Genomic DNA, 12391 nt, shown 5'->3' with positions numbered 1-12391 from the left:
CCGTCTTTGACTTTCCCCTCTCACCGCAGACGGGATGACTGATTTTAGGGAGTCCACTTTCGCATGAATGCCCAACGTTATGCCCGTATCCGCGCAATGCTTGCCGCCCGCCAGCACGACCTGACGGTGTGTATGGAACAGGTGCATAAACCTCATAACGTCTCTGCGGTGATCCGCACCGCCGACGCCGTTGGCGTGCATGAAGTTCACGCCGTATGGCCGGGAAGCCGCATGCGCACCATGGTCTCTTCCGCTGCGGGCAGCAACAGCTGGGTGCAGGTGAAAACCCATCCGACCATCCGTGATGCCGTCAGCCATCTTAAGGATCGGAAGATGCAGATTCTGGCGACGCACCTCTCCGCTAAAGCGGTCGATTTCCGCGAGATCGACTATACCCGTCCGACCTGCATCCTGATGGGCCAGGAAAAAACCGGGATTACCCAGGAAGCCCTCGACCTTGCCGACCAGGATATTATTATCCCGATGATCGGTATGGTGCAGTCGCTGAACGTCTCCGTCGCATCCGCCCTGATCCTCTACGAAGCACAGCGCCAGCGGCAGAATGCCGGTATGTATCTGCGTGCAGAGAGCACGCTGGAGTACGCCGAGCAGCAGCGTCTGCTGTTCGAAGGGGGTTACCCAGTGCTGGCCCGCGTGGCGAAGCATAAAGGGCTGCCCTACCCTGAGATCAACGATCGCGGTGAAGTGGTGGCGGAGCCGGAATGGTGGGCCACCATGCAGTCGAAGGCGCGGAAATAATGCAGGGCCGCCTGCTGGATGCCGTTCCGCTCAACACGCTGTCCGGCGTGGGCGCCAGCCAGGCGGCAAAGCTGGCCAAACTTGGCCTGCTGACCGTACAGGATCTGCTGCTGCATCTGCCGATGCGCTATGAAGACCGCACCCAGCTTTACGCCATCAACGACCTGCTGCCGGGCATCTATGCCACGGTAGAGGGCGAAGTGCTGCACAGCGATATTTCGTTTGGCCGCCGCCGCATGCTGACCTGCCAGATCAGCGACGGCAGCGGCATCCTCACCCTGCGCTTTTTCAATTTCAATGCCGGAATGAAGAACAGCCTCGCCACTGGCCGCCGCGTCACCGCTTACGGTGAGATTAAACGCGGTCAGCGCGGGGCGGAGATCATCCACCCGGAGTACAAAGTACAGGGTGAAAGCAGCGTCACCGAGCTGCAGGAGACGCTGACCCCGGTCTATTCCACGACTGAGGGCGTGCGCCAGGCGACGCTGCGCAACCTGACCGATCAGGCGCTAACCCTGCTGGAAACCTGCGCGATTAGCGAACTGCTGCCGCCGGAGCTGAGCCAGGGAATGATCAGCCTGCCGGAAGCGCTGCGCACGCTGCACCGCCCGCCGCCGGATATGGCACTGGCCGATCTCGACAGCGGCCGCCACCCGGCGCAGCGCCGCCTGATTATGGAAGAGCTGCTGGCGCACAACCTCAGCATGCTGGCAGTGCGCGCCGGCGCGCAGCGTTATCATGCGCTGCCGATGGCTGCCCGCCACGACCTGAGCGATAAGCTGCTGGCCGCGCTGCCGTTTAAACCGACTCATGCGCAAGAGCGTGTGGTGCGTGAGATCGAAACTGACCTCGCCCACGACTATCCAATGATGCGTCTGGTGCAGGGCGATGTGGGCTCCGGTAAAACGCTGGTCGCCGCGCTGGCGGCACTGCAGGTGATTGCTTACGGTAAGCAGGTGGCGCTGATGGCGCCGACCGAGCTGCTGGCCGAGCAGCACGCCAGTAATTTCCGCCAGTGGTTTGCGCCGCTCGGGCTGGAAGTGGGCTGGCTGGCAGGGAAGCAGAAAGGCAAAGCGCGCATCGCCCAGCAGGAAGCGATCGCCAGCGGGCAGGTGTCGATGATTGTTGGCACCCACGCCATCTTCCAGGAGCAGGTGCAGTTCAACGGGCTGGCGCTGGTGATCATCGATGAGCAGCACCGCTTTGGCGTCCACCAGCGTCTGGCGCTGTGGGAGAAAGGCGAAGAGCAGGGTTTCCACCCGCACCAGCTGATTATGACTGCCACACCGATCCCGCGCACCCTGGCGATGACCGCCTATGCCGATCTCGACACCTCAACCATCGACGAACTGCCGCCGGGACGTACCCCGGTGACCACCGTCGCGATCCCTGACACGCGCCGCGCTGAGATTATTGCCCGGGTGAAAAGCGCCTGCGGCAGCGAAGGCCGCCAGGCCTACTGGGTCTGTACCCTGATTGAGGAGTCGGAGCTGCTGGAAGCCCAGGCGGCGGAAGCCACCTGGGAAGAGCTGAAGCTGGCGCTGCCGGAGCTGACTATCGGCCTGGTACACGGCCGGATGAAGCCGCAGGAGAAACAGGCGGTAATGCAGGCGTTCAAGCAGGGTGAAATCCATCTGCTGATTGCCACCACGGTGATAGAGGTCGGCGTGGATGTACCCAATGCCAGCCTGATGATTATCGAAAACCCGGAACGCCTCGGGCTGGCGCAGCTGCATCAGCTGCGCGGTCGCGTTGGCCGTGGCGCGGTCGCTTCCCACTGCGTGCTGCTGTATAAGGCGCCGCTGAGTAAAACCGCGCAGAAGCGTTTACAGGTGCTGCGCGACAGCAACGACGGCTTTGTGATTGCCCAGTGTGACCTCGAAATTCGCGGCCCCGGCGAAATGCTGGGCACGCGACAAACCGGTAACGCCGAGTTTAAGGTTGCTGACCTGCTGCGCGACCAGGCGATGATCCCGGAAGTGCAGCGCGTGGCGCGCCATATCCACCAGCACTATCCGGAGCAGGCTTCGGCTCTGATTGAACGCTGGCTGCCGGAAACCGAACGCTATACCAACGCGTAACCCCCTCAATGACTGTCTTCACCGTCGATAGGGTGGCAAACGATTGCTTTTACTCTGAAGAAGATTAAAATCGCCACTTTATTGCCGCTGGGAAGCCTGACATGTCCGTTGAAAGCCAACATACTGCCGCCGATCGTACTCCGGTCGCGGCGGGAAAAAGTGAGCTGATTTACCGCCTTGAAGACCGTCCGCCGCTGGCGCAAACGCTGTTCGCCGCCTGTCAGCATCTGCTGGCGATGTTTGTGGCGGTGATCACGCCCGCTCTGCTAATCTGCCAGGCGCTGGGCCTGCCCGCGCAGGATACGCAGCACATCATCAGCATGTCGCTGTTCGCCTCCGGCGTGGCGTCGCTGCTGCAGATTAAAACCTGGGGGCCGGTCGGTTCCGGGCTGCTGTCGATCCAGGGTACCAGCTTTAACTTTGTCACCCCGCTGATTATGGGTGGCCTGGCGCTGAAAACCGGCGGGGCCGACGTGAAAACCATGATGGCGGCACTGTTCGGCACGCTGATGCTGGCATCCTGTACCGAGATGGTGCTGTCACGCGTGCTGCATCTGGCGCGCCGGGTGATCACCCCGCTGGTTTCCGGCATTGTGGTGATGATTATCGGTCTGTCGCTGATCCAGGTTGGCCTGACCTCCATCGGCGGCGGTTTTGCCGCAATGAACGATCACACCTTTGGCGCACCGAAAAACCTGCTGCTGGCCGGTGTGGTACTGGCGGTGATCATTCTGCTCAACCGCCAGCGCAATGCCTATCTGCGCGTCGCTTCGCTGGTGATCGCGATGGCGGTAGGCTATCTGCTGGCCTGGGCGCTGGGGATGCTGCCGGAAAATAGTGCCGCGGCGAACAGTGCGCTGATCGCCATTCCCACCCCGCTCTATTACGGGCTGGGTATCGACTGGAATCTGCTGATCCCGCTGATGCTGGTGTTTATGGTGACCTCGCTGGAAACCATTGGCGATATCACCGCCACCTCGGATGTCTCCGAGCAGCCGGTCAGCGGCCCGCTGTATATGAAGCGCCTGAAAGGCGGCGTGCTGGCGAACGGACTGAACTCCTGCGTTTCTGCGCTGTTTAACACCTTCCCCAACTCCTGCTTCGGTCAGAACAACGGCGTGATCCAGTTAACCGGCGTGGCCAGTCGCTACGTCGGTTTTGTCGTGGCCCTGATGCTGATTGTGCTCGGGCTGTTCCCGGCGGTCAGCGGCTTTGTGCAGCACATCCCCGAGCCGGTACTCGGCGGTGCCACGCTGGTGATGTTTGGCACTATTGCCGCCTCAGGCGTGCGTATCGTGTCGCGCGAGCCGCTCAACCGCCGGGCGATTATGATTATCGCGCTCTCGCTGGCGGTCGGCCTTGGCGTCTCCCAGCAGCCGCTGATCCTGCAGTTTGCCCCTGACTGGCTGAAAACGCTGCTTTCCTCCGGGATCGCTGCCGGCGGTATCACCGCTATCGTGCTGAATCTGGTGTTCCCGCAGGAGAAGTAGCGACTACGCTCATTCTGAAAACAGCGGCCCGGGTGCGATATTTGCTCCGGCCGCTGCGCTGTGGGTTGAGAAGTGACGATAAATCAGGCATAACAAGCCATTACCCGATATTCATAGGGATGGTTGTGATGAAGTTTTTCGGAAAAGTTTTGCTTACCCTGCTGCTCATTCTGCTGCTGGCCCTGGTCGCTATCTACGTGCTGCTGCAAACCCAGTGGGGCGCGGGATGGATTAGCCGCCAGGTCAGCGCCAGCAGTGATTACCAGCTGTCGCTCAGCAAAATGGAGCACAATTTTTCCGATCCCAGCCATCTGCTGCTTAACGATGTCGCCTTTGGCCGTAAAGACCAGCCCGCCACGCTGGTGGCCAGGCGCGTTGACCTTGGCCTCAGCCTGATGCAGTTCAGCAGCCCGCTGCATTTTGCCAGCATTCGACTCGATCAGGGTACGCTAAACCTCAGCGATAAAAGTGCCCCCCTCTCCTTACAGGCAGACCGTTTACAGCTTAGCCAGATGGCGCTTAACCGCAATCAGGGCGACTGGCCGCTGCAGGCACAGCGCGTCGACGGAGGCGTCACCCCGTGGAAGCCTGAAGCGGGCAACGTGCTGGGCAAAGAGGCCAGGTTCCAGATGAGCGCCGGTTCCCTGACGCTGGACGGTATTCCTGCGGCGAATGTGCTGGTGCAGGGCAGTATTCACGGACCGCAGCTGGTGTTAAGCAATTTCGGGGCTGACGTGGCGCTCGGCTCGGTGACCGCCAGCGCGCAGCGTGATGCGCAGGGCTGGCAGGTGAACAGCCTGCGCCTGAACAGCATTCGCCTGCAGAGTGATAAAACGCTGGCTGAGTTCCTGCAACCGCTGCGCACGCTGCCGACGATGCATTTTGACCGCATTGATATGACCGATGCCCGCCTGCAGGGGCAGGACTGGGCGGTGACCGACCTGGACCTGACATTGAAAGACCTGACGCTGAGCAACGGCGACTGGCAGAGCGACAACGGTTCGCTGTCGATGAACGCCAGCAGCTTTGTGAATGGCAGCATGCAGCTGGACGACCCGATCGCCAATATGGACTTCTCCGCGCAGGGCGTGCAGCTGACGCAGTTCAGTTCGCGCTGGGTCAATGGCCTGGTGCGTGCGCAGGGCAGCTGGACGCGCAGCGACAAGAAACTGACGCTGGATGAACTGGTGGTGGCCGGGCTGGAATACACCCTGCCGCTCAACTGGCGCGAGCGCTGGATGGAGACGCTGCCATCGTGGCTGGAGAGCGTGCAGGTGACCAAACTCAGCGCCAGCCGTAACCTGATTATCGATATCAATCCGGACTTCCCGTTCCAGATGACGGCGCTGGATGGCAATGGCAGCAACCTGCTGATGGCGCGCAATCATCAGTGGGGCATCTGGTCAGGCAATCTGAGTTTCAACGCCGCCGCCGCAACCTTTAATCGCGTCGATCTGCGCCATCCGTCGATTGCCCTCAGCGCAGATGACAACGCTATCAATGTGTCAGAAATGAGCGCCTTCAGTGCCGACGGCATGCTGGAAGGGCTGGCAACGCTGAGCCAGCAGCCGCAGCGGACACTGTCGCTGACGCTGAATGGCCGCCAGGTTAACGCCACTCTGCTGCAGAACTGGGGCTGGCCAACGATCCCGCTGAACGGCAACGCCACGATGCAGCTGAAAATGCAGGGCAGCCTGCAGGCCAGCCAGCCGCTGAAACCCTCCGTCAACGCCACGCTGGCGGTCAGCAACGGCGAGCAGTCGGTGCAGCAAACTCTGCGCGGGGGCCAGCTGAGCGGCTCACAGTAAGGTATACCCTAAATAATTCGAGGTGCAGGAAGGCGGCAAATGAGCGACAAATCGGTCGGGAACCGATTTGAGCAGCGCTCGCGCTGGCCGGAGGCTGAGCCTCAGGGATGAGGCTCACTAATCCCGATGAGCTTGACTTCCGTAAGTGATTCGGGTGAACGACAAATCTGCCTGGAGCAGATTTGAACGCTGTCCACAGCGGACCCGAAGGGGCGAGGCCCACGGATGGGCCGAGTCATGCAGCCAACGCACCTGCAGCTTGAAGTATGACGGGTAAAAAGGGCCAGGTCGGCCCTTCGCAACGTGTCACGGGTAAGGTATAGTCCGTTTTTTTTACGGGGGAACTATGCTGACCAACTCATCTATTCGTCTGAACAAATACATCGCCGAGAGCGGGATCTGCTCGCGTCGCGATGCCGATCGCTTTATCGAACAGGGAAATGTTTTTATTAACGGTAAGCGCGCCTCTGTGGGCGACCAGGTATTTGCCGGCGATGTGGTAAAAGTTAACGGTCAGCTAATCGAGCCGCGTAACGAAGAAGATCTGGTGCTGATTGCGCTGAATAAGCCCGTGGGCATCGTCAGCACCACGGAAAATAGCGAGCGCGACAACATCGTTGATTTCGTTAACCACAGCAAGCGCGTGTTCCCGATTGGCCGCCTGGATAAAGATTCGCAGGGGCTGATCCTGTTGACTAACCACGGTGATCTGGTGAATAAGATCCTGCGCGCCGGCAACGACCACGAAAAAGAGTATCTGGTCACCGTGAACAAGCCGGTCACCGAAGAGTTTATCCGCGGGCTGGGCGCGGGCGTGCCGATGATGGGCACGGTAACCAAAAAGTGTAAGGTGAAGAAAGAGTCGACGTTCGTCTTCCGCATTACGCTGGTGCAGGGGCTGAACCGTCAGATCCGTCGCATGGCCGAGCACTTTGGCTACGAGGTGACCAGGCTCGAACGCATCCGCATTATGAACATTTCCCTGAAAGGGGTGCCGCCGGGCGAGTGGCGCGACCTGACTGATGACGAGCTCATCGAGCTGTTTAAGCTGATTGAGAACTCCTCTTCCGAGGACAATAGCAAAGCGAAGAGACCGGCGCAGAAGGCGAAGCCCGCAGCGGCAAAAAAACCGGCCGCCAAAGCCGCCGATAAACCGGCTGCCACCCCGGCCGGACGCAAGCGTTTCGTCCAGCCGGGTCGCAAGAAAAAGGGGCGTTAAACGCCGCAGCCCCCTTCCTCCAGTGGCCCGTCGGGATCGGCGGGCAGCACCATATACACCCCTTCAAATACCGCACCGGATTCATCATTGCCGAACAGCTCCACCTCCAGCTGCACGCGGGCTTTACGCCCGCGCGCCAGGCGGTCAAGGTCGCCGCTCAGCGAGCCAAGGTCGGCAATCGCCCCCGGCTTGCCGGTAATCGGCTTGCTGTAGCGAATATGCGCATCGGCGAGGATAATGGTGCCGCCGAGATGACGCTCGCGCAGCAGCAGCCAGATTAAGCCCCAGCCGGTCAGCGTCGCCAGCGAGAACAGGCTACCGGCAAACAGCGTATGGTGCGGGTTCTGATTGCCGGTTTCCGGCATGGTGGTAATAAACTTCTGCCCGGTATATTGCAGAATACGCACGCCCATCTTTTCGCTCAGTGGGATATGTTCGTACCACGCCTGCTGCAGCTGCCCGCACCAGTCGGCACGGTGCAGGATGTCGTCCAGCGTCACTACCGGTTTGATCATCAGGAAGTGCCGTACTGGCGTGGTTTGCGGCGCGGTGATCTCCCCCTGATTGAGGTAGCCCAGCTTGGAGAAGAACTCCACTGCATCTTCGCGCGCGCTGCACACCACGCGCTTTACCCCTTCCTGGCGCGCGACAGACTCCAGCGTCATCGCCACCAGCGTACCCAGCCCTTTGCCCTGCACCGAGGGATGAACGGCGAGGAAGCGGATTGCGGCTTCGTTATCGGCATTGATATAGAGGCGGCCAACGGCAACCGGGTCGCCGTGTTCATCCACCACCATCTGATGATGCGCCAGCGCATCCCAGGCGTCACGCTCGGACCCCAGCGGCTGGTGCAGCGGCTTACGCAGCATCTCCCAGCGGAACTGGTAGTAGGTATCTAGCTCTTCTGCGGTTTCAGGTACGCGGAGGTGATACATAAAATGGTTCTCTCTGTCTGAGCCCGTCAGGCCATTCCTTTGCCGCTCGGCCAGCTGCGTCAAACCTGCAGCCAGAAGGTGACGGGACCATCGTTGACCAGCGCCACTTTCATGTCGGCGGCAAAACGCCCGGTTTGCGTGGCAATCCCTTTTTCACGACAGCAGGCGGTGAAGTAGTCATACAGCTCTTCGGCAACCTCCGGGGCGGCCCCGCCGGAGAAGCTCGGGCGCATCCCTTTTTTGGTGTCTGCTGCTAGCGTGAACTGCGACACCACCAGCACGCTGCCCCCGGCCTGCTGTACGTTCAGATTCATTTTGTCATTTTCGTCGCCAAAAATACGGTAACCCAGCACTTTATCGACCAGTTTGCGCGCGCTCTCCCGGCTATCTTCTTTTTCCACCCCGAGCAGGATCAGTAATCCCGGCCCAATCTCACCAACAGTTTCGCCCGCTACCGTGACGCTGGCAGAAAGTGCCCGTTGAATTAATGCAATCATGATTCCTCGTTTTCTCTTTCTTGTTCTTCTTGTTTCAGCTGGCGGTAATCACCCAGCGTGGCGGTAATTTCCGCCCCTAATAGAACGATACACCACGTCCAGTACACCCACAGGAACAGGATGGGAATAACGGCAAGCACGCCGTAAATTAACTGGTACGAGGGGAACATCGTAACATACAGCGCAAAGCCCTTTTTCCCCAACTCGAAGAGCAATCCGGCCACCACCGCGCCGATAAGCGCATCGCGCCCTGCCACCTGAATGGTCGGTACAATGCTGTACAGCAGCCAGAAGGAGAGGATCGACAGCAGCAGAGGGAAGATGCGCAGCCCCATATCCACCAGCCCGCTGACGCCGCTGACCGTTGCCCAGTGCAGCGACAGCAGATAGGAGCTGATTGCCAGACTGGCACCGGCCAGCAGGGGTCCGAGCGTCAGGATCATCCAGTACACCGCGAAGGAGTAAACCAGCGGCCGTTTGCGTTTGCTGCGCCAGATAACGTTGAGCGCGGTGTCGATGGAGTACATCAACAGCAGCGCGGTGAACACCAGGCCGCCCACGCCGACCGCCGTCATTTTGCTGACGTTGGCGACGAACTGCTCCAGATAGTTCTGGATAGTCGCCCCGGCGGCCGGGACAAAGTTGTTAAACACGAAGTTCTTGAGCTGCACGCTGACGTCCGAAAACATCGGGAATGCGGCGAACAGCGCAAAGACCACGGCAATTAACGGCACCAGCGACAGCAGCGAAACATAGGCCAGGTGCCCGGCCAGTATCGTCATGCCATCTTCGTCAATGCGCTGCCACAGCAGTTTGATCCACGACCAGAATGCCCGCCCGCGGTGGCGATAGTGATTGAGTAAACTCATGTTTTAATACGGTCGGCGAAGAATGCCGGGATAACGTTGGCATCGGTAATATGCAGGCTGTGAATGCCGACAGCACGCGCTCCTTCGATGTTTTCCAGATTATCATCAAAGAAGATAGCCTCCTGAGCTGAGGTCTCTTCCTCATTTAGCAAGCGCTCATAAATTTTCTTGTCCGGCTTGCGTAGCCCCATCTCCTGGGAAAGGTAGACTTTATCAGCGGCTTGCTGCACTTCCGGGTACTGCGACGGCCAAAAATTACAGTGCAGGCGATTAGTGTTCGACAGGATCACCACGCGATCGCCCTGCTCACGCAGTTTATTCATAATGGCGATCACTTCCGGGCGCACGCCGACAAACACTTCCTGCCAGCCGACCGCGAACTGTTCAAAACTTAGCGACAAGCCTAACTCGTCAGACATTTTTTGCGCGAAGACTTCATCGCTGATTTCACCGCGTTCGTGCTGGTGAAAGCTCTCGCCCATGTGGAAACGATTTCGCAGTTCGGCCAGCGGCACGCGGCTTAAATCGCTCCAGACACCAAGAACCCGGTTGAAATCAATATCAACAATGACGTTACCCAAATCAAAGATATACAGCATGGCCATCTCCTTTTGTTCCGGTGAGGTATTCACTCTAGCCGTAAAACGGGAGGCTGAACAGGAGGGGAAATTGAAAAACTGCGGGGAAGTAGCAGGTAAAACGATGGGCCGGAAGAGCTCCGGCCCATAACAAGACTAAAGAAGAATTACGCTTCTTTAGGACCGCGGGTTGCGCGTTTACGGTCGTTTTCAGTCAGGTGACGTTTACGAATACGCACAGACTGTGGAGTCACTTCTACCAGTTCGTCATCATCGATGAACTCAAGCGCCTGCTCAAGGGACATCTTCTGTGCCGGAACCAGCGTGGTGGCTTCGTCAGTACCGGAAGCACGCATGTTGGTCAGCTTCTTACCGGTCAGGCAGTTAACGGTCAGGTCGTTTGAACGTGAGTGAATACCGATGATCTGGCCTTCATACACTTCAGCACCATGACCGAGGAACAGCTTGCCGCGGTCCTGCAGACCGAACAGGGCGAAGGCTACCGCTTTACCCTGACCGTTAGAGATCAGCACGCCGTTCTGACGCTGGCCCACTTCGCCCGGACGAACGTCGTCGTAGTGGCTGAAGGTGGAGTACAGCAGACCGGTACCGGAAGTCATGGTCATGAATTCGTTACGGAAGCCGATCAGGCCACGGCTTGGAATAACATAATCAAGACGCACACGGCCTTTGCCATCCGGGTCCATGTTTTTCATGTCGCCTTTACGCTCACCCATCGCCTGCATCACAGAACCCTGGTGCTGTTCTTCGATGTCGAGGGTCACGTTTTCGAATGGCTCCTGCTTGCGGCCTTCGAATTCACGGAAGATAACTTTCGGACGGGATACCGCCAGTTCGAAACCTTCACGACGCATGTTTTCGATCAGAACTGACAGGTGAAGTTCACCACGGCCTGAAACGCGGAAGGCGTCGGCGTCCGGGGTTTCTTCAACACGCAGTGCCACGTTATGCACCAGCTCCTTGTTCAGACGGTCAAGGATCTGACGTGAAGTCACATACTTACCTTCTTTACCGCAGAACGGAGAGGTGTTAACGCAGAAGAACATGGTTACGGTTGGTTCATCAACGCTCAGGGCTGGCAGCGCTTCCACATTCTGCGTGTCGCAGATGGTGTCAGAGATGTTCAGCTCGCCCAGACCGGTGATGGCGATGATGTCGCCCGCTTCCGCTTCAGCAGATTCGATACGCTCCAGACCCATGTGGCCCAGCACTTTACCGACTTTACCGTTACGGGTTTTGCCTTCGCTATCGATGATCGTAACCTGCTGGTTAGGACGCACTTTACCGCGTTTGATGCGGCCGATACCGATAACACCCAGGTAGTTGTTGTAGTCCAGCTGGGAGATTTGCATCTGCAGCGGGGCTTCCAGCTCAACCTGTGGTGGAGAAACGTGTTTCACGATCGCTTCGTACAGCGGGGTCATATCTTCCGCCATATCCGCGTGATCCAGACCTGCAATACCGTTCAGGGCTGAAGCATAGATAATCGGGAAGTCGAGCTGCTCGTCGGTCGCATCCAGGTTAACGAACAGGTCAAAGACCTGATCAACAACCCAGTCAGGACGTGCGCCAGGGCGGTCAACTTTGTTGATTACCACGATCGGCTTCAGACCATTAGCGAAGGCTTTTTTGGTCACGAAGCGGGTTTGCGGCATTGGGCCATCCATTGCATCCACAACCAGCAGCACCGAGTCAACCATCGACATTACACGCTCTACCTCACCGCCGAAGTCGGCGTGTCCTGGGGTATCAACGATGTTGATGCGATAGTCGTTCCATTTAATGGCGGTGTTTTTTGCGAGGATGGTAATCCCACGCTCTTTCTCCAAATCGTTGGAGTCCATTACGCGTTCGGTCGCTTCGGTGCGGGCATCAAAGGTCCCGGACTGCTGTAGCAACTTATCAACCAGGGTAGTTTTACCATGGTCAACGTGGGCAATAATGGCGATGTTACGCAAATTTTCGATCACAGCTTTGCCTCAGGCATTAGAAATAGCGCGCTATTGTACACGGATTAATCGAAGGACTGAACAGGATCACAAATTTCATATAAAGATAACTGTTCGGATTGCTTTTATAGCCATTTTCAGTGCAAAGCTTGCACTGTGACGAAAAATTGCACCAAAACAGTGCC

At 58.4% G+C, this 12391-nt stretch carries 10 protein-coding genes; 5 read left to right on the top strand and 5 right to left on the bottom strand.

Annotated features, from left to right (window positions below; all coding sequences use genetic code 11):
* Positions 1–63: 63 nt before the first annotated feature.
* The 5 genes from trmH (at position 64) to rluF (ending at position 7357) form a co-directional block, all read left to right on the top strand.
* Positions 64–759 carry a tRNA (guanosine(18)-2'-O)-methyltransferase TrmH gene (trmH, locus tag ACLI4M_RS09930; RefSeq protein WP_133622326.1) on the top strand — a complete coding sequence of 232 codons (696 nt, stop codon included), beginning with the start codon at positions 64–66 and terminating at the stop codon, positions 757–759.
* Positions 759–2840, top strand: coding sequence for an ATP-dependent DNA helicase RecG (gene recG / locus ACLI4M_RS09925; RefSeq protein WP_133624975.1), 2082 nt, complete (start codon positions 759–761; stop codon positions 2838–2840). Before trmH ends, recG begins: the two co-directional genes overlap by 1 nt.
* 101 nt (positions 2841–2941) lie before the next feature.
* A complete protein-coding gene (locus tag ACLI4M_RS09920; protein WP_062818041.1) occupies positions 2942–4330 on the top strand; it encodes a nucleobase:cation symporter-2 family protein in 1389 nt (462 codons plus the stop codon).
* A gap of 128 nt (positions 4331–4458) precedes the next feature.
* Positions 4459–6138, top strand: a complete 1680-nt coding sequence (locus ACLI4M_RS09915; protein ID WP_133622327.1) for an AsmA family protein — start codon at positions 4459–4461, stop codon at positions 6136–6138.
* A gap of 346 nt (positions 6139–6484) precedes the next feature.
* Positions 6485–7357 carry a 23S rRNA pseudouridine(2604) synthase RluF gene (rluF, locus tag ACLI4M_RS09910; protein ID WP_048914205.1) on the top strand — a complete coding sequence of 291 codons (873 nt, stop codon included), beginning with the start codon at positions 6485–6487 and terminating at the stop codon, positions 7355–7357.
* On the opposite strand, the gene fabY is transcribed toward rluF, so the two are convergent.
* The 5 genes from fabY to typA form a co-directional block, all read right to left on the bottom strand.
* Positions 7354–8292: a fatty acid biosynthesis protein FabY gene (gene fabY / locus ACLI4M_RS09905; protein WP_099754591.1), complete on the bottom strand. Its 939-nt coding sequence runs from the start codon at positions 8290–8292 to the stop codon at positions 7354–7356. The two genes, rluF and fabY, sit on opposite strands and share 4 nt — an antisense overlap.
* 59 nt (positions 8293–8351) lie before the next feature.
* Positions 8352–8789, bottom strand: coding sequence for a D-aminoacyl-tRNA deacylase (dtd, locus tag ACLI4M_RS09900; protein WP_133622328.1), 438 nt, complete (start codon positions 8787–8789; stop codon positions 8352–8354).
* A complete protein-coding gene (locus ACLI4M_RS09895; RefSeq protein ID WP_048914202.1) occupies positions 8786–9658 on the bottom strand; it encodes a virulence factor BrkB family protein in 873 nt (290 codons plus the stop codon). The genes dtd and ACLI4M_RS09895 overlap by 4 nt, the downstream gene beginning before the upstream one ends.
* Positions 9655–10257: a glucose-1-phosphatase gene (gene yihX, locus ACLI4M_RS09890; protein WP_133622329.1), complete on the bottom strand. Its 603-nt coding sequence runs from the start codon at positions 10255–10257 to the stop codon at positions 9655–9657. Before yihX ends, ACLI4M_RS09895 begins: the two co-directional genes overlap by 4 nt.
* A gap of 146 nt (positions 10258–10403) precedes the next feature.
* Complete coding sequence (gene typA, locus ACLI4M_RS09885; protein ID WP_048914200.1) at positions 10404–12227, bottom strand: ribosome-dependent GTPase TypA; 1824 nt, start codon at positions 12225–12227, stop codon at positions 10404–10406.
* Between the last annotated feature and the right edge of the window lie 164 nt (positions 12228–12391).

This window comes from Erwinia sp. LJJL01, from assembly GCF_047300805.2.
Lineage (GTDB): Bacteria > Pseudomonadota > Gammaproteobacteria > Enterobacterales > Enterobacteriaceae > Erwinia > Erwinia aphidicola.
The sequence above is the reverse complement of the archived record's forward strand: the minus strand, read 5'-3'. Positions and strand labels throughout refer to the sequence as shown.

Coding starts and splice junctions, on each gene's coding strand:
- trmH (WP_133622326.1), top strand. CDS start 64: ATGAATGCCCAACGTTATGCCCGTATCCGCGCAATGCTTGCCGCCCGC.
- recG (WP_133624975.1), top strand. CDS start 759: ATGCAGGGCCGCCTGCTGGATGCCGTTCCGCTCAACACGCTGTCCGGC.
- ACLI4M_RS09920 (WP_062818041.1), top strand. CDS start 2,942: ATGTCCGTTGAAAGCCAACATACTGCCGCCGATCGTACTCCGGTCGCG.
- ACLI4M_RS09915 (WP_133622327.1), top strand. CDS start 4,459: ATGAAGTTTTTCGGAAAAGTTTTGCTTACCCTGCTGCTCATTCTGCTG.
- rluF (WP_048914205.1), top strand. CDS start 6,485: ATGCTGACCAACTCATCTATTCGTCTGAACAAATACATCGCCGAGAGC.
- fabY (WP_099754591.1), bottom strand. CDS start 8,292: ATGTATCACCTCCGCGTACCTGAAACCGCAGAAGAGCTAGATACCTAC.
- dtd (WP_133622328.1), bottom strand. CDS start 8,789: ATGATTGCATTAATTCAACGGGCACTTTCTGCCAGCGTCACGGTAGCG.
- ACLI4M_RS09895 (WP_048914202.1), bottom strand. CDS start 9,658: ATGAGTTTACTCAATCACTATCGCCACCGCGGGCGGGCATTCTGGTCG.
- yihX (WP_133622329.1), bottom strand. CDS start 10,257: ATGCTGTATATCTTTGATTTGGGTAACGTCATTGTTGATATTGATTTC.